The sequence below is a fragment of the Microlunatus speluncae genome, from assembly GCF_009299835.1.
GTDB classification, from domain to species: Bacteria; Actinomycetota; Actinomycetes; order Propionibacteriales; family Propionibacteriaceae; genus Microlunatus; species Microlunatus speluncae.
Genome location: NZ_VKCZ01000019.1, coordinates 206,946 through 225,394 on the forward strand (window position 1 = coordinate 206,946; position 18,449 = coordinate 225,394).

Here is an 18,449-nt window from a genome sequence, read left to right on the forward strand (position 1 = left end):
AGGTGGAGAGAGACGCATGCGCAAGATCATCAATTCGACCTACATCACCCTCGACGGTGTGATCCAGGAGCCGCAGCACTGGCCGTCGCTCGGCAGTTTCAGCGACGACGGCGGCCAGGCCCAGTGGGAGGTGCTGGAGCACTGCGACGCTGTGCTGATGGGCCGCCACACCTACGACATCTTCGTCCCGGTGTGGACCACGTTGTCCGGCGATCCGCTGAGCGACCGGATGAATTCGGCTACGAAGTACGTCGTCTCCACGACGCTCACCGATCCGGAGTGGAACAACACCACCGTGATCAACAGCGACCCGATCGAGGCGATCCGTGAGCTCAAGCAGCAGCCCGGCGCCGACATCGCCCAATACGGCTTCGGCCCGATCGCGCACGGCCTGATGGCCGAGGGCCTGCTCGACGAGTTGCGCCTCTGGGTGCACCCGTTCTTCCTCGGCAAGGGCAGCGCGGACGACCTGATCTATCGCCCGGGCTCGACCGGCCGGTTCGAATTGGCCGACACGTTGACGCTGAAGAGCGGCATCGTCATCCTCACCTACCGCCTCGGGCCGAACTGACCTGAACTGACCGAAAGATCGTGGTCAGTTCGGCCCCGTCACAGCGCCGAACTGACCACGATCCTGCTGATCCTGCCCGGGATCCAGCCGGACCGGCTCGGCCGAGAAACGGGCCTCGCGCGGATCCCGTTCGTCGCCGAACCGCCGGGTGAGGATGTCGTACAGCTCGGGTCGGCGGCCCTTCAGCCAGCGCCGCCCGCTGGACAGCGGCAACAGGTCGAGATCGAGGTCGGCGGCGACCATCGCGTCCGCTGCGGCCCAGGTCTCGGTCAGGATCCGGCCGTACGGGTCCAAGATCATCGCGTTGCCGGTGCGCACCTCGTCGTCGTCCCGGCCGACGCCGTTGCTGAAGATCAGGAACAGGCCGTTGTCGTGGGCCCGCGACGGCAACCAGCGCAGCAGCCACTCCCGACCGTTCGGCCCACGGAACTCGGCCTCGATCCGGGCCGGGTCGCGATCCCTGGCCTCCCACAGGGCGAGCGGGATCGGCGTGGTGCCGTGCGGGCTGCGGGACCGGGTGCCACCGGTCTGATGCGGCGCGATCAACACCGATGCGCCGAGCAGGGTGGTCGCCCGGACGTTCTCGATCAGGTTGTTGTCCCAACAGATCAGAATGCCGGCCCGGACCCCCCACGGCGTATCGAACACCGTGTAACCGTCGCCGCTGGAGATCCCCTCGTGTTCGAACGCGTGCAGCTTGCGGTGCCGGTGCACCAGCCCGTCCGGCAGACACACGGCGTAGGAGTTGAAGAGTTGATCACCGTCGGCCTCCAGGAAGCCGATGCCGATGCCGATCCCGCGGGCGACGGCAAGATCACGAACAGCCGTGACGGACGGGCCGTCGAGCGGCTCGGCCAGCTCGCGCAGCCGCCCGACGGTCTGCCGCCGCAGGTGCCAGTAGCCGAGCAGTCCCATTTCCGGGAAGGCGATCAACTGCACGCCGTCCGTGACGGCCCGATCGGTGAAGGCCGTCATCCGGGCCAGGTTGGCCGCCTTGTCGTCGGGGCGGGGTTCGAATTGCACCGAGGCGGCGCGGAGTCCAGTCACTCACCCAGCAGACCCCGCGCCCATGGCTACTGTCCAATGAATCTCAGTGCGGATTGCATAACCTTCAGGAATGGATGTCAGGCTGCTCCGGTCGTTCCTCGCGGTCGTCGAGGACGGCACGGTCGGTGGTGCCGCCGGTCGGCTCTCGCTCAGCCAACCGGCGCTGACCAAACAGCTGCAGGCGCTGGAACGACAGCTCGGCGGCACCTTGTTTCGTCGGGGCCGGCACGGTGCCGTGTTGACCGACTTCGGATCGGCGCTGCTACCCGACGCGCGGGACCTGGTGGCACGAACCGATGCCCTGAGCCGGCGCGCCGGCCGGGCCGCACGGGGTGAACTGGGCCGGATCAGAGTCGGCTTCGGGCTCTCCAGCATCGAGTACGCCCCGCACGCCGTCGCCGCCTTCCGGCGCCGCCACCCGGACGTGCAGGTCAGCCTGGAGGACCTGCCGTCGCGCGTCCAGCTGGACCGGATCCGGTCCGGTGATCTGCACGTCGGCTTCGTCCGCCTGCCCGAGCGGCCGGAGCTGCCGTACCGGTTCCTCGGGGTCGACCGGCTGGCCGTCGCGGTCGGCCCGGACGCCGATCCGCCGGACCGGGCCGGATGGCCCGCTTGGCTGGCCGGGCAACCGGTGGTCCGGCTGGTGCCGACCCGCGGCCCGGGGTTGGCGGCGCAGATCGAACGGCTCCGCGCGGCCTGGGCGATCGGGCTGAACGTGATCCAGGAGACGGCGGACCTGCAGACCGTGCTCGCCCTCGTCGCCGCCGGCGTCGGCACGGCCCTGGTCCCGGCCAGCGGCCGCGGCATCGCTCCGGCCGGCGTCCGGCTGATCACGCTCGACGACCCGATGGCTGCTTGGCGGGTGGGCGCCGTCTGGCGCGCCGAGGAACCGGTCGCGCACCGCTTCGTCGAGCTGCTGGAAGCCGATCACCCGGAGCACACAGGCCCGATGAGTTGATCATGGTGCGGTGCCGCTAGGGACGCTGGGATGTTCGTTCCCTGAGCTTGTCGAAGGGCGAGGCCCGATCACCTGGCCCTTCGACAGGCTCAGGGAACGAACAAGCAGCCTCTCCCGTACGCCCGCACCGGCGTCGAGACGTCACTTGTGCTCCGACACGCCGCAAAAACCGGTGCATTACTGACGGGTCGGCGGATTTTAGGGGCAGGTGGGGAGGGGGTTGAGTAGGAGGAGGTGGGTCTGGTTGGCCACGGTCCAGTGTTGGGTCGGGTTCTGGGTGGTGGCGCGGTAGACGATTTCGGCTTCGGCGCCGCGGAGTTCGCCGCAGCGGAGGCCGCGGAAGGAGCGGCGGCCGGTCAGGAAGGTGTCGAGAGCGGGGCCGGGCCAGGGGCGGGTTTCGGGATCCTCGTCGCGCACCTTCTGTTCGTAGACGAAGATCCGGTCCGGGACGTACGGCGAGCGCGGGGCGTCGCCGACCAGGGCATAGCCGGCCTCGATCAGCGACCGCAGCCGGGCTCGACGATCGCGATGGGACTGGCCGAGCTTCTGGTCGATCGCCGGGCTGAACGCGTAGGCCCGGTGCCTGACCGGGGCGCCGGTGCCGTGAACCTGGACGAACGTCGAGCCGGCGTCGAAGACCTTCGGGCTGCCCAGGTCGAGCTGTTCGGCCAGGCCGGCCGCCCCGGCTCGCTCGGCCAGGCCGGCCACGAGCTCGGGATCGACCCTGGCCAGCTGGTAGCTGCGCCGCAGATCAGATCCGGAGATCCGGTCCAGCAGCAGGACCCGACCGTCGCCGTAGATCACCAGCGACGGCGACGTCACCGCGTAGAGCGCCGGCGGTGCCAGGCCGCCCGGGTCGCCGGTCACCTCGAGCACGACCTGGCCGGGCGGTAGCGGCGTCGCCCGTGCGGGCTCCTCGGGCAGGCCGGTGCCGCGCGGATCGAACGGACCGAACGGTGGCACGGTGCAGCCGGACACCAGCAGGACGGCGATCATGATCATGATCCAGCCGGCCCGTAGCCGATCGCTGACCTCGACCATGCCTGACTCCCTTCCGCGGACCATCATCGTGGTCCCGCGACGGGTCATCCGGCAGGAGGTGCTTGTTCCGTTCCCTGAGCCTGTCGAAGGGCAAGTACGGTCGGTCCCTGATCCCGGCAAGGCACGACGGCCGAATCGGGCCTTGCCCTTCGACAGGCTCAGGGAGCGAAAGGATTCGGACAGGCTCAGGGCACGCCCTGCTGGCTCAGGAACGTATCGCTGGGGCTCAGCGGGTGAGGCGGTAGCTGCTGGTGCCGGCCGGAAGGTCGACGGTCAGCTCGTAGAAGGGCCGGCCGTGCCGGGTCACCGCGGCGACGCTCGCACCATCGGCCGAGGCCGGGGCCTGATCGACACCGGGCAGTTGCAGCACCAGGCCGGCGTTGGAGATCGGCTGCTCCGAGGTCACCTCGACCAGCCAGCCGTCCTCGTCGGTGGTGATCGACAGCTCGACGCCGCGCCGGCCGCGTTCCCAGTCGTTGAGCTGGCGGGCGGTCCACCATTCCATGCCGCGCTCGCGGGCCAGCCGGGCCACCTCCGGGCAGGATTGCCGGGTCGGCGGCCGGAGTCGCAGGTGCGGGCCGTGGAACAGGAAGTGGGCCACGCCGTGCACCTCTTCGGCGCCGTCCAAGATCACGTCCCGGCAGGCCAGGTGGCCGGCCCAGGCCAGGTCCTGGGTGTGCAACGGCAGATTGATCACGTCCATCGGCCGGTTGTGCACCGAGAGATCACCGATCGGGAAGGACAGGTGCGCGGTGCCGAACGGGAAGCCGACGGTGCCCTGCTTGCTCGGGCCGCGGGACTCGTCGATCTTGATCCCGACCCGCTCGCACCAGCCGTAGAACTCGGTCCAACCCTCCCAGCGGGTGTAGTGGTTCTTGTTCGACACGATGTCGTCGGTGCCGGACACCGCCTGCGCCCAGGCGTACTGCGCCCGGAACTGCGGCCATCCCCACGTGGACAGGTCGGCGTCGCCCATGGCGTTGTAGTGCAGCGCATGCTCGTGCCCGGCCGCGCCGATCGCGGCGTAGAGCTCGGGGGAGTAGCCACCGGGGAAGACCTGGCACCAGGTCACCGACACCCCGGCCTCGGCGAACGCGTCCAGCGCGGCCTGGCCGTCGTCCTCGATGTTGCCGTCCGCGTCGTGCGACATGTGGGCCATCGCCGGCACCCCGGCCGGCCAGTAGTGCAACCAGGCCGACGCCTGCTGCCGATGATCATGGGCCGCCCACAGCTGCTGCAGCAGGGTGACCCACCACAGGTCGGCTTGGGCTTGATCGAACAACGGCACCGCGGCCGGCGGCGGATAGGTGTGGGTGTAGTCCGCCGGCACCTCGGGGGCGCCCGGCGGCAGCGCGCGGTCGGCGTAGTCCAACGCCATCCCGTCCTCGCACTTGAGGATGCTGTCGTCGATCGGCGCGGTGCCGTCCGGCGCGGGCTTGCCGTCGCCGGCCACCGGATAGCCCTGCTGGATGGTGACCACGGTCCGCCACAGGTCGACGCCGTAGTTGATCACCGTCCCGTCGCCCTGCCTGCGGCGGGAGATCGCGGCGCCCCCGTCGGCCCAGGCGGCGAGCACCTCGGTCCCGTCGGCGGGCTCCAGCGCGCGACCGGCGATGGCTCGCAGCGGCCGCGACGGCGAGGTCGTCCAGGACGCGTCGTCGGCCAGGGCCACGGTCGCGTCGGCGTGCGCCGCCCCGGTCGTCGTCCCGGCCAGCGCGTCGAGCTCGGGCACCACCGCGGTGATGATCAAGGTCCCGCCGGCGGTCAGCCAGCCGTCCAGGGCTCGGACCGACTCGGCCGGCACCCGTTGCGGCGAGGCGATGATCAACACGTCGTAGTCGGCCAGGTCGCCGGGCACGGCCGGAAGCCGGCGATAGCCGAGCCGGGCATGATCAAGGACCTCGTAGGCGTACAGCCACCAGGCGTCGTCACCGGCGGCATGGGCCGCGCGGGTCGCCTGCTCGTCGATCACGATCCCGAGCCGGGCGTGGTCAGCCACCGGGGAACCTCCTGCATCGGCGTTCGGCCGGCAGCCGCCGGCCCAGGCTCTAACTCTGCCTCAACCCGCCTTTAGGGGCAAGCAGTAACTACGATTTGGACTCGCCGTTATCTCCATTATTGGACGACTCCAGTCGCTCGCCGAGCAGCTGATATTGCATCGGCGGCCGGCCGACCTTGCGTGATCGCGACGGCGGCATCGGCCACGCCAACCCGGCCCGGACCAGCCCCTGCAGGGTCCGGCGGGCGGTCCGGAGGGTGACCTGCAGCAACTGGGCGACCCGCTCGGCGTCGATCACCAGCGTCTCGGCCTCCTCCTCGCCGAGCTTGTCCACCAGGGTGCGCAACAGGGCCTGGTCCTTCGACTCGGCCGGGCGCGGTGGCGCGGTCTCGGCGCTGCCGTCGGGGCTGGCCGGCAGCCGGAGGGTCAACTCGTCCGGCCCGATCAGGTACGCCTGCCGGGCGCCCTCGGCCGAGGCCTTGCTGACCGCCCGGTACGCGTTGTTCTCGGCCTCGACGGTGGACCGGCCGAGCCCGATCCCGACCTCGAGATCGACGTTCAGCGACGCACTGGCCCGGGCCAGGAACGGCGCCACCGCAAGATCATCGGTGACCGGCCGGAGCATGCCCAGGGTGGTGATCACCATGTAGCTGCGCTGATCATGAGGCAGCACGATCGCATCCATCCGGCGGGCATCGTGCAGCAGTTCGCGATGCAGCGTCAGCCGCAGATCCTGATACCAGTACTGGGCCGGGCTGGTCCGCGGCGGCAGCGCCGAATCGGCCAGTTGCACCAGCACGATGGCGATCCGGGACTCGGAGAACTTCGCCCCGCTGGCCGTCAGCACCGCCGTGTTCAGCGCCTGCCGCAGGGTCAGCGGCGACGGCGACATCTTCAGCGCCGGTACGTTCTCGGCGGCCAACCCGGCCATCACGGTCGGGATGGTGGAGATCGCGCCGCTGGTCTTGCCGGCCCGGAACAGGTCGAGGTGGAACTTCAGATACCCCTCGGGAGTGATCGACTCGTCGTAGCGGACGTAGTGCACGCCGCTCGGATCGACCTCGATCTCGGCGTAGCTGTCCATCACGTCGCGCTCGGTCATCGAGTCGATGCTCACCCGCAGCGGATCGATCACGCCGGACCTCAGGCCGCGGACCAGGGTGCTGTGCAACGCCGGACCACCGGTCGGCACGAAGGTCGTCGGCACCGTCAGGTCACCCGCCTTCATGGCGACGTCGTACGGCAGCGGCCCGGCGAACAGGATCGCGTCGACCCGGTCGGTGATCTTGTGCGCCGCCTCGGCCGCCTGGTCCTCGCGGCGATAGACGGCAGGCACCAGCCGGAGTCCCGGGTAGTTGCTGCCGCGGGCGAGCTCGGCGGTCTTCTGGACGAATTCGTCCGCGCCAACCAGCCCGATGGTCACTTCCTCGCGAGTCGCGTCGGAATTATGGACAGCCATGAGCGGCACTCTATCGCCGAAATTAGGAAAAGTGCCGAAACTCGACCAAATCGGACGGAGAAAAGTGTGATTTGAGTCTTGTCGTTAATACAGAACTTGTGCGAAGGTCAGTGGCATAGATCGCCGCCAGACAGAGGGGTAGGCATGGCTGATCGCGAATCTCACACACCTTTCGGACCGCGCGAGACCAACTCGGCCTTCGAGTTGCCGCCGCGCACCCGGCGCCAGTTCCTGCAGGCCGCGGGACTGGTCGGACTGATCGGCGTCGGCGCCGCCGCCGGTGGCACGCTCGGGGCGACCCCGGCGGCCGCGGAGCCGGTGGCGACGCTGGCCGATGCGCCGGCCAAGACCCGGGCCACCTATTACACGCCGGAGAAGATCGCGGCCGCGCGGGCCAACATCGAGCAGTACGACTGGGCCCGGAAGCTCGCCGACAACGTCCGGCCGCTGGCCGACCGCGTGGCCGCGCTCGCCGATGATCAGCTCTGGGGCGCGGTGTCGACCCAGGGGGTGCCGCGCAGCTATGCGGTGAACCAGGATCTCGGTTCGCCGATCACCGGTCGGGACATCTACGAGTTCGGTGCCTATCCGTGGCGGGCGGATCCGATCGCGCGGCCGTGGAAGATCGTCGATCCGTCCAGCGACTACGTGTTCCCGACCAACGACTTCGCGTCCTACTACGCCAGCGGGCTCGATGATCATGGTGATTTCCATCGGGAGGACGCGGATCCGCAGTTCCTGGTGAACGAGTTGTATCCGGAACGCGGCCCGGACTGGGGCGTCGACGACGGCTTCGGCTGGATCGACGACAACGGGGACAAGTGGACCCTGATCGCCTACTACAACCACTGGTTCTGCTGGTACGGCGCGCAGGTCGACTACTCGATCCTGTACCAGGGTCTGAATGCGCTCCGCGACAGCTACCTCTACACCGGCGAGGCCAAGTACGCGCACGCCGGGCTGATCTTGCTCGACCGGATCGCCGACGCCTATCCGGCGATGGACACCGCGCCGTACAAACGGGCCGACGGCTACTTCCACTCCGACGGGCTACGTGGCACCGGCAAGGTGATCGGCGGCATCTGGGAAACCGGGCTGGCCCGCGGCCTGGTGCAGGCCTATGACGCGTTCTACCCGGCGATCGCCGACGAGGATCAGGCCGGGGTGATCGACTTCTTGAAGGCGAAGTCGGCCCAGTACGGGCTGAACCCGAAGGCGACCACGGCCGACATCCGGCTGAACATCGAGAACGGCGTGCTGCGACAGATCTACCCGGCGGTCAAGACGACCAAGATCTTCGGCAACTTCGGCATGCACCAGAGCACCCTGTCGATGGCCGCCGTGGTGTTGGACGAGCCGGCCGCGGCCAAGGAATGGCTCGACTTCGTCTTCGCCGCCGGTGGCATCCTGAGCAACCCGTATCGCTGCACCGGCGGCAACGTCGGCCCGCAGTTGATCAACGTGTTGGACCGGGACGGTTGGCTGAACGAGGGGGCGATCGGCTACAACCGGCTCGGCATCGCTCACATCAAGACCATCGCCGACATCCTCGACGGCTACGACACCTACCCGGCGGCCGACATCTACGCCAACCCGAAGTACGAAGCGATGGTCACCACCCGCGGCACGATGACCATGATCAACGCCTACACGCCCTGTTACGGCGACAGCGGGACCACCGGTCAGCCGGGCCTGATCGGCTCGGCCGCCGAATACACCGCGGCCTTCGCCAAGTACGGCCGGACGGTCGATGCCCAGCTGGCGTACCGGCAGAACGGGGGCTCGGCCGACAACCTCTACACCGACATCTTCGGCACCGACCTCGAGGGCCTGCAGGAGTCGATCCGGGCGGCCGTCGCCGAGCACGGCGAGCTGAACCTGCCGAGTGATCATCAGACCGGCCACGGCTTCGCCGCCCTGCGCACCGGCACCGGTGATCAGCAGCGGGGCGCCTGGCTGTATCACGGCATCTCCTACGGCCACGGGCACCCCAACACGCTGGCCATCGACCTGTACGCGTTCGGGCTGGATCTCGCCTCGCCGCTGGGCTACCCGTCCTATGCCGACGGCAAGGCGCTGCGCCGGGAGTGGGAGTCGACGACCGTCGCCGAGAACACGGTGCTGGTCGACGCGGCGCCGCAGAAGACGCACCTGGTCGGCCGGCCGCTGGACTTCGGTGACGAGGGCGGCGTCCGCCATGTCGACGTGGAGGCGCCGAAGCCGTATCCGCAGACCTCGCGCTACCGGCGCAGCGTGATCATGGTCGACCTCGACGACGACGACTCCTATCTGGTCGACGTGTTCCGGATCCGCGGCGGCTCCGATCACCTGTTCTCCTTCCACGCCGTGGCCCCGGCGGTGACCACGACCGGGCTTGAGCTGGTGGCCCAGGGACGCGGCAACTATGCCGGCCCGGACGTGCCGGCGCCGGATCCGCTGGGCAACCCGCGGCCGGGCGCGAACGGTTTCGACTATCTGGTCAACGTCGAACGCGACGCCCAGGTGGCCGGGCCGTTCACGGTGGACTGGGCGGTGCCGGACACCTGGAACGTGCATGATCAGGATCCGGACAGCCACCTGCGGCTGACCATGCTGACCAAGGTCGACGAGGTCGCGTTCGCCGACGGCATCCCGCCGCAGAACAAGCCGGGCAACCCCGAATCGCTGCGTTACCTGCTGGCCCGGCGGCGCTCCAGCAAGGCCCTGAACACCCAGTTCGTCTCGGTGATCGAGCCCTATGTCGGGCAGAGCAAGATCACCAAGTCGGAGGCGGTCCGGGTCACCGGACTCGCCGCCGGGTTGGCCGAGGACGACGTCGCCGCGGTCAAACTCACGCTGGGCGGCGGTCGGGTCGACTACGTGGTGCACAACGCGAAGCCGGAGATCCCGGTGCTGGTCGACGGCCGGATCGAGGTCAGCGGCCGGCTGGCCGTGATCAGGTTCGCCGGCGATCGGGTGATCAGCGCGGTCGGCTCCGACCTGACCAAGCTGGCGACCCGTGGCCGCGGCGCCACCACCATCGAGGTCGACAGCGTGCCGATCATCGGCACCATCGCCGACTTCACCCGGGAGCTGGTCAACGAGAACGTGCTGACGATCACGCTGGACCGGCCGTGGGCCGAGGTCGACACCGATCCGGCGGATCTGGTCGGGCGTTACGTCTACGCGGCCGACGACGGCGAACGGAACGCGGCCTACGCGATCACCGCCGCCGAGGCATCGGGCAGCACGCTCAAGATCACCACCGACACCACGTTCGTCCGGGGCTACGTCACCGACACCGACCCGGATGCCGGATTCCGCTACGACGTGGCGGCCGGCCGAGCCGTCCGGATCCCGCAACTGCGGACCTGGCGGGCCTAGGTCCAGGGAACGATACCCCCAGCTGGTCCGCCTGAATCAAGGAGCTCAGTCGATGAAGACCCGCCCCCTCCTGGCCGTCCTGTTCGCGCTGATCATGGTCGCCTTCGGCGGCACGGCTCCGGCGGCCGCGGCGCCGGCCGAGGGCACGTTCACCGATCTCGGCCCGGCCGTCACGTCGCTGACGGTGATGGAGGGAACCTACGGCCGGTGCCCCGGCGGCTCGGACTGCGTCTACGCCGTCGTCGCCGGGGACAACACCTTGCTCAACATCATCGAGGTCCGGACCCGCGAGTTGATCAAGACCGTGGCGCTGCCTGGAGCGTCCGGCGGCTGGGGCGCCACCACGGCCAGCGACGGCAGCATCTACATCGGCAGCTACAACAACGGTCGGCTGTACCGCTACGAACCGCAGGCGGACCGGATGACCGACCTGGGCCAGCCGATCCCGGGTGAAGGGCTGCTCTATCACCTGGTGCCCGGCCCGGACGGCGTGATCTACGGTGGCACGTACCCGAACGCCCATCTGTTCTCGTACTCGCCGACGGCCGGGGTGGTCGACTTCGGCCGGATGGACCCGGAGCAGAACTATGTCAGGTCGGTCGCCTACGACCATGATCACGGCTACCTGTTCGCCGGGATCGGCGCGAAGGCCGCCCTGGTCCGGGTCGACCTGGCCACCGGCGAGCGGAAGAACGTCCTGCCCGAGAGCCTGAGCGGCTACGCCTTCGTCTATGACCTGGATTATGTCGGCGGCCGGCTGCTGGTCAAGGTGCACAACGGCCCGGACATCAAGCTCGCCGTGCTGGACCCGGTCTCCGGCGAGCAGCTTCCGATCATCGACGAGTCGACCGGGCAGACGGTCGACCGGGTGCCGATCGTGTCCCGTGGCACGGCCCCGCTGGCGCCCGACGGGCGGTCCGTCTACTACACCGCCGCGTCCGGCGGACTCTGGGTCTACGACGTCGAGACCAGCCACACCCGGCCGATCATGATCGGCGGCGCCCCGGCGGTGGTCGACGGCGCCGGCATCGGGTTCGGATGGCTGCCGGCGGCCGATGACCCGTCCCGCCAGGTGCTGTACGGCCTGGCCGGAAACTACGGCGGCCGCGCGTTCACCTTCGATCCGCAGGGCCCGGCGCTGGAGAAGTACGCGCTGCCGTTCGAGCCCGTCCCGGTCGACCTGTCCCAGGTGTATGCCGGGGCCGACGGCGACGGCAAGGTGTACGCCAGCGCGTACATCAACGGTGATCTTGGTGTCTACGATCCCGGCACCGAGTCGCTGACCCAGTTCCCGCGGCTGGGTCAGGTCGAGGGCTGGGCGTGGCACGAGGGCAAGCTCTACATCGGCACCTACCCGAACGGGAATCTGCTCGAATACGACCCGAAATCGCCGTGGGGCAACGGAAATCCGCGGCAACTGGCGAGCCTGGCCGCGGAGCACGAGCAGAACCGGCCGACCGCGATGGCGGCCGCCGCCGGCAAGCTCTACGCCGGTACGACGCCGGACTACGGCGAGCACGGCGGGGCCTTGACCGTAGTCGATCTGGCCAGCGGCGACTACGTTGTGCACCGGCACATCGTGCAGGACCAGACCGTGTCCTCGATCGCCCTGCTGGGCGGGGTGCTGTTCGGTGGCACCAGCATCGCCGGCGGTGGCGGGACGGACCCGATCGCGACCGAGGCCAAGATCTTCACCGCCGACCCGGCGACGGGCGAGAAGACGGGGGAGTTCGCCCCGGTGCCCGGCGCGTACAGCATCAATTCCTTGATCATCGGGCCCGACGGCAACCTGTGGGGTCTGGCCGACGGGACCCTGTTCGTGCTGGATCCCGAGTCGCACGAGGTGTTGTCGACGACCAAGATCTTCGACGGCAACGCCGGCGAGACCGACGGCGACCTGGTGATCGTCGGCGGCGAATACGTCTACGGACATTCGGCGTCCCGGCTGTTCCGGATCGACCCGATCTCCAAGCAGGCGACGATCATCCACCAGGGCGGCACCCGCCGGCTCACCGTCGACCCGCGCGGCGAGCTCTACCTGCTGCACGACGGCGACGGCACCAACATCAACCGGCTGCTGCGCTACCGGCCCGCCCCGGATTCCTGCCCCGGTTCGGATCTGCGGGCCTCGGTGTTCGCCGGCGCGGTCGACAGCCAGGTCGCGAACCGCTACACCGACGACGGCTGCACGCTCAACGATCTGATCAAGGACGACCAGGACTGGACCTCGCACGGCCGGTTCGTCGCTCACGTGACCAGCGTGACCCGGCGACTGGACCGGGCCGGCGTGATCACCTCGGCCGAAGCCGAGGCGCTGGTAGCGGCAGCCGGACGCTCGGAGATCGGTCGTTCCTGACCAGGTAGTTCGAGCAGCTGACATCAGAATTGCATGGTCCAGATAGGGAGTGGATATGGAACGACGACGCTTTCTCCTCTCCGCCCTGGCGGTGCCCCTAGTAGCCGGACTGGCCGGCGGGACCCGGCCGGCCTGGGCCGATGAACCCGGCACGCCAGGGGCGGCAGACCTGCCGGCGGGCGGGGTGGCGATCGCCACCGATCAGTGGACGATCGCCACTCGGGCCAAGTCCGCCCCGCAGATCGACGGCCGGCTGGACGATGCGGCCTGGGCCGACGCCGCCATGATCGGCGGCTTCGTCACGCCCTACTACGGCGACCCGATCGACGGCGTGGCCGAGGTCCGGATCTGCTTCGACAACGCCGCGCTGTTCCTCGCGGTGCGCTACACGGATCCGGACCGGGCCGCGTCGCTGACCGGGATCGAGGTCTTGATCAACAACGGCACGGACGACTTCCGGGTCCCGGTGCAGGTCCGCAAGCCCGCCGTGGCCTACCGCAACACCTGGGGACCCGGGCTGACCCTGGTCGAGGACGCGGAGATCGCCACCGGGACCGTCGACGGCGGGATCACCGCCGAGCTCGCCGTCCCGTTCGCCGATCTTGGCGGCGCCGGGGCGGACGGAGCGGAGTGGCGGATCAACGTCATCCTGCAGCACGAGATGATGACCCGTCCGCTGAGCTCCTGGACCCCGATCCGGACGTCGACCAACTCCTACAACGGTTCCGGCTCGGCCGCCGTGCAGGCCGAGGTGACCGGGCACGACCGACTGGGCGGTATGTATCTCGGCGCGCTGCCCGCGGCCGGCCGGCCTGCGGCCCCGGAGCCGTACCCGATCAAGAACGTTGCGCTCACGTACACGAGCTTCACCGAGAAGGTGATCACCTTCGGCCGGGACGGGATCGGCCCGGAGGACGTGATCACCCTGGCCTGGCAGGCGCCGGAGGGCGACTGGACCCCGGTCTCCGATCCGCGGCCGGAGCGCGGCTCCCGGCAGGTCCGGATCCGGTTCGGCCATCCCGGCCCGCTGCGCAAGGGTCTGTACCGGCTCAAGATCATCATCGAGCGGGCGAACCGGCGCGAGCCGGACGGCCTGGCCGTGATCACGTTCGACCGGGTCGACCTGATCCGCGCCGGCGACTCCTCGATCGAGCTGCCCGGCCCCGAGCCGTCGAAGTCGATCAAGGCCGCGCCGCCGTCGGCCGAGGTGCAGCGCCTGATCAGCTGGATCTCCGACCGCAACGGCTTCATCTTCACCGGCATCCCCGATCAACCGCAGCTGCACCCGAACAACCTGTACACCTTCGATCCGGATGATCCGGACGTGCTGCAGTCGGCCTACACCGACGAGCGCTATCCGAACCACCCGGACTATCCCGAGGACAAGCTGCTCACCGTCACCAACCGGCTGGGGCAGCGCCAGGAGTATCCGTACTACGAGGATCCCGGCACCGGCCGGCGCTTCTTCCTCACCGCCCAGCTGTGGTTCCGCCGCCGCGAGTACGTGCTCGGCCGGCTGCAGGAGCTGGCCGCCGCCGACCCGCTCGGCGCCGCCCGGGTGCTGTACAAGTTCGCCCAGGTCTATCCCGGCTGGGTGCCGACCAACGAATACCCGTGGTTCAACCGGCCGACGGATCCGGCCTCGACGCCGGTCAACTACTACTGGGGCGGCACCTGGAGTCGTTGGTCGGCCAGCGAACTGAGCGCGTTCCGCAACCTGCCCTACGCCTACGCGATCGTCGCCCGGAGCAACGCCTTCGACCTGCTCAGCGACGAGGTCGGCGAGGATGTCGCGGCCAAGATCAGCAACGAGATGCTGCTGCCGTCGATCGACTTCTACCGCAGCTACGTGATCTTGTACCACAACATGGACTACCACAACGCCATGGGCCTGATCGCCATGGGCAAGGCGTTCGGGGATCCGAGCTACATCCACGAAACCGTCGAGTGGGCCCGGGAGTACGGCCGGATCACGTACCTGTTCGACGGCTACTACAAGGAGAACACGCTCTCCTACCATGATCAGGCGACCGGTGGTCTGGTCCAAGTGATCGACCAGTTGGCCGGCTGGACCGATCCCGAGGGCTACGCCTCGCCGCGCTCCGGGGAGCGGTTCGCCGAGCTTGATCTCGGGGCCCAGGTGCCGGTGCTGGCCAACGCGATCGAGGTCTCGCAGCGCCTCGTCTATCCGGACGGCAAGCTGTTCCCGATGGAGGACACCTGGGCCTACTCGGTGTCCGGCAAGCCGCAGCACGACGCCGGGTCGTTCCTGATGCCGGCCGGCGGGGTGGCCCGGCTGGCCCGGGGTCGCACGGTCGATCCCGCGGCCTATTTCGGCATCGTCTTCGCCTTCCCCGAGCTGGAGATCACCGCCGAATCCGTACCGCACACGAATTTCCCGGCCAGCGGCACGGTGCAGCTGGAGGCGACCAGCGCCGGCCAGTCGATCACCTTCGCGTTCGAGCTGGACCGGGCCGAGGAGTTCGAGGTCGACCTGCGACCGTTCCGGGCCGGCAGCTACGGCCGCTACCGGGTCACGATCGACGACACCGCGCTGGGGGAGGTCGAGTTCTACGGAACGGGCGGGGTGAACCCGTTCGAGACGATCGGCACCCTGGCGCTGACCGCCGGACCGCACAAGATCACCTTCCTCGGCGTCGGGAAGCACGACGCGTCGTCCAACTTCAAGCTCGGCGTGGTCCAGTTCGCGTTGCTGGACGAGGCCGCGCAGGCCGACCGGGACAATGCCGGCGAGCCGACCGGCAACCCGGCGCAGGCCTACCTGGTGTATCCGCCGAAGTACGGCCACCACCACTACGACCCGCTCAGCCTCGCCGTCTACGCCGAGGGTCAGGAACTGCTGCCCGACATCGGCTACACCCACACCTTCTACCGGCAGTGGACCCTGTCCACGCTGGCCCACAACACCGTCGTCGTCGACAGCAGCAACATGGCGGCGACCGGAAAGTCCCAGCACGGCGGCAATCTCGAGATCTTCGAGCACACCGACGAGCAGCTCCAGGTGATGCGGGCCGCCGAACCGGACGCCTACCCGCAGACCTCGGAATACACCCGCGAGGTGTGGCAGATCGGCTTCGACGACAGCGAAAGCAACGGCGGCTACCTGCTTGATCTGTTCCGGGTCACCGGCGGTGATCGGCACGAGTACGCGCTGCACGGCGACGCCAATCGCGACGCGTCGTTCAGCACGGACCTCGAGCTCGCCGACTACGGGCCCTATCTGTTGCCCGACGGTGTCACGGTGACCGAGCCGACCACCGAGAACGACCCCGGCGACGCCGAGGGCCACTACTACGGCTACATCTACGTCCGGAAGGTGAAGCGGGGCGAGCCGGGCGACGGCGCGTACACGCTGCGGTTGGCGACCACCGCCGACGACGGCGCCGAACGGGCCGGCGCCAAGATCATCGGGCTGACCGGCGACGGTGGCAGCGAGCTGTTCCTCGGCGAATCGCCGTCGGTGCGAGCCACCCGGCTGCACGGCACCGGAAAGGACACCAACAACGAGGCGGTCAAGTACTGGCTGCCGACGGCCGTGCTGCGCAAGGACGGCACCGGCCTGCGGAGCCAGTTCGTGACCATGATCGAACCGCACGGTGCCGGCCAACCGGCCCGGGTGAACGGCCTCGAGCGGCTCACCCCGGACCAGGCCGCCGACGGCTCGATCGCGGTCAAGATCAGCTACGGCGATGTCACCGACCTGGTGCTCAGCTCCGCCGATCCCGAAGCGCCGATGATCGTCGGCGACGTCACCCTGACCGGCAAGCTCGGCTTTGTCCGGATCACGGGCGGCACCGTGACCAAGCTGGTGCTGATCGGCGGCACCACGCTGAGCAGCGGCGACACCGAGGTCACCGACGACGGGCCGGTCACCGGAACGATCACCGGCGTCCGGCGCCGGGCCGACGGCGACCCGACCGACGCGTTGATCACCAGCGTCGCCGTGCCCGAGACCATGGCCGGAAAGATCTTGGTCGTGACCCGGCCGGACGGCAAGACCCACGGCTACCCGATCAAGACGGTGAACGGGACCCAGGTCGAGATCGACGGGATCGATCCTGGCTTCCGGTTCAACGATGACGGCAGCACCGAGCTCCAGTTCCTGCCGTTCACCCGCTGGACCGGGGAGACCGTTTTCCGGATCGAGAATCAGGTCAGCCGGACCTGATCCCCGGCGTCGGCCCCGATCCGGGCTTGGCCGGACAATGTGGAGTTACCTCCATTGTCCGGACCTGCCGCCTCGACGAGGGTTGATCTTGCAGCATCGAGGGATGGTCGTCCGGGGGGATCGACAGCAGGTGTTGCGCGGTCGGAGCCGGCGACGGGGGAGTCGGGGGGCTTCAACACACGGCCTGGAGCCGGCTCCGACCCACACCCGGTGGGCACGGAGGAGCCGAACTTGTGAACCAGACGTCGCGCGCCGTCACTGTGCTGGTGGTCGCCGCGTGCGCCGTGCTGAGTGGTTGTTCCGCGGTCACCGGCAGCGTCGAGGCGCCGCCCCCGTCCAGTCCGGTCGGCCCGGCCGATCCCGGCTACGTCGCCGAGTTGCGGCCCGAGCTGGAGCAACTCGCCGCCGACCTGCTGGTCACCGGAGCGGTGGTCATGATCAGGTCCGCCGAGCTGGGCGACTGGACGACGACGATCGGCACCCGCAGCTACCGTGGCAGTGATCCGGTCCAGCCGTCCGACCATCTGCGGATCGGCAGCGTGACCAAGACCTGGACCGGCACCGTGATCCTGCAACTCGTCGAAGAGGGCAAGATCACCTTGGCCGATGCCGTGTCGCGGTATCGGCCCGAGGTGCCGAACGGGGACAAGATCACCATCGAACACCTGCTCACCATGCGCAGCGGGTTGTCCAACTACACCCTCGGTCTGGAGCTGAACCAGGCGATGGACAGCACACCGGACCGGGCCTGGCAGCCGGCCGAGCTGGTCCGGCTGGGAGTCGCCGAGCCGGCGAGCTTCGCTCCCGGGGCGCGTTGGGAGTATTCCAACACCAACACCGTGCTGCTCGGCATGATCATCGAGCAGGTGACCGGCGAGCCGCTGACCGAGGTGTTTCGGGAGCGGATCTTCGACCGGGTCGGGATGGCGGACTCCTCGTTCCCGGCGGCCGACGACGCCCGGCTGCCCGATGATCATGCCCGCGGCTACACGTACGGGACGAACGTGCAGACCATGGATTCGCTGGTGCTGCCGAAGGAGATCCAGGAGGCGGCGCGAGCCGGCACCCTGGCGCCGATGGATGTCACGAATGTGAACCCCTCCTGGGGTTGGAGCGCCGGCGCCGGCATCTCCACCGCCCCGGATCTGGTGGCGTACGCGAAGGCGTTGACCGACGGGAGCCTGCTCGGGCCGGAGCTGCAGCAACAACGCCTGGACAGCATCCGGCCGACCGATCCGGCCACCCCCGACGGCCCCGGCTACGGGCTCGGGCTGGCCCGGTTCGGCGCGCTCTACGGGCACACCGGTGAGCTGCCCGGCTTCAACACGTTCGTCGGACGCGACCCCGAACGCGACCTGACCGTCGTCGTCTGGACGTCGCTGGGGCCCGCGCCGGACGGCCGGGCCCCGGCGACGACGCTGGCTCGTGCCGTGATCGAGACCCTCTACGCGGGCTGATCGGAAGCG

10 protein-coding genes are annotated in these 18,449 nt (G+C 69.1%); 6 read left to right on the forward strand and 4 right to left on the reverse strand.

Annotation, left to right across the window (positions count from 1 at the left end):
• Nucleotides 1-16: 16 nt before the first annotated feature.
• On the forward strand, nucleotides 17-571 hold the full coding sequence (locus FNH24_RS23315; RefSeq protein ID WP_152364642.1) for a dihydrofolate reductase family protein: 555 nt from the start codon (nucleotides 17-19) through the stop codon (nucleotides 569-571).
• A gap of 24 nt (nucleotides 572-595) precedes the next feature.
• Here FNH24_RS23315 and FNH24_RS23320 read toward each other — a convergent pair whose 3' ends face one another.
• Nucleotides 596-1,618 carry a nitrilase-related carbon-nitrogen hydrolase gene (locus FNH24_RS23320; RefSeq protein WP_152364643.1) on the reverse strand — a complete coding sequence of 341 codons (1,023 nt, stop codon included), beginning with the start codon at nucleotides 1,616-1,618 and terminating at the stop codon, nucleotides 596-598.
• A 70-nt stretch (nucleotides 1,619-1,688) separates the two neighbouring features.
• Here FNH24_RS23320 and FNH24_RS23325 point away from each other — a divergent pair, with 70 nt between their 5' ends.
• Nucleotides 1,689-2,576 carry a LysR family transcriptional regulator gene (locus FNH24_RS23325; RefSeq protein WP_152364644.1) on the forward strand — a complete coding sequence of 296 codons (888 nt, stop codon included), beginning with the start codon at nucleotides 1,689-1,691 and terminating at the stop codon, nucleotides 2,574-2,576.
• A gap of 198 nt (nucleotides 2,577-2,774) precedes the next feature.
• Here FNH24_RS23325 and FNH24_RS23330 read toward each other — a convergent pair whose 3' ends face one another.
• The 3 genes from FNH24_RS23330 to FNH24_RS23340 all read right to left on the reverse strand — a co-directional run bounded on the left by FNH24_RS23330 (nucleotide 2,775) and on the right by FNH24_RS23340 (nucleotide 7,075).
• Nucleotides 2,775-3,617: a hypothetical protein gene (locus FNH24_RS23330; RefSeq protein WP_152364645.1), complete on the reverse strand. Its 843-nt coding sequence runs from the start codon at nucleotides 3,615-3,617 to the stop codon at nucleotides 2,775-2,777.
• A gap of 226 nt (nucleotides 3,618-3,843) precedes the next feature.
• Nucleotides 3,844-5,616 (reverse strand): hypothetical protein, encoded by a 1,773-nt coding sequence (locus FNH24_RS23335; protein WP_152364646.1) that lies wholly within the window; start codon nucleotides 5,614-5,616, stop codon nucleotides 3,844-3,846.
• 88 nt (nucleotides 5,617-5,704) lie between these two features.
• On the reverse strand, nucleotides 5,705-7,075 hold the full coding sequence (locus FNH24_RS23340) for a hypothetical protein (protein WP_152364647.1): 1,371 nt from the start codon (nucleotides 7,073-7,075) through the stop codon (nucleotides 5,705-5,707).
• A 144-nt stretch (nucleotides 7,076-7,219) separates the two neighbouring features.
• Between FNH24_RS23340 and FNH24_RS23345 the strand changes: the two genes are divergently transcribed.
• From FNH24_RS23345 to FNH24_RS23360, 4 genes are all read left to right on the forward strand, one after another.
• A complete protein-coding gene (locus FNH24_RS23345) occupies nucleotides 7,220-10,438 on the forward strand; it encodes a heparinase II/III domain-containing protein (RefSeq protein WP_152364648.1) in 3,219 nt (1,072 codons plus the stop codon).
• 52 nt (nucleotides 10,439-10,490) lie between these two features.
• The gene (locus FNH24_RS23350) at nucleotides 10,491-12,794 is read left to right on the forward strand and encodes a hypothetical protein (RefSeq protein WP_152364649.1); all 2,304 of its coding nucleotides are present in this window, start codon (nucleotides 10,491-10,493) and stop codon (nucleotides 12,792-12,794) included.
• Between the two features lie 55 nt (nucleotides 12,795-12,849).
• Nucleotides 12,850-16,983: a heparinase II/III domain-containing protein gene (locus FNH24_RS23355; RefSeq protein ID WP_152364650.1), complete on the forward strand. Its 4,134-nt coding sequence runs from the start codon at nucleotides 12,850-12,852 to the stop codon at nucleotides 16,981-16,983.
• Between the two features lie 233 nt (nucleotides 16,984-17,216).
• Complete coding sequence (locus FNH24_RS23360) at nucleotides 17,217-18,440, forward strand: serine hydrolase domain-containing protein (RefSeq protein WP_217428445.1); 1,224 nt, start codon at nucleotides 17,217-17,219, stop codon at nucleotides 18,438-18,440.
• The last annotated feature ends 9 nt before the right edge of the window (nucleotides 18,441-18,449 follow it).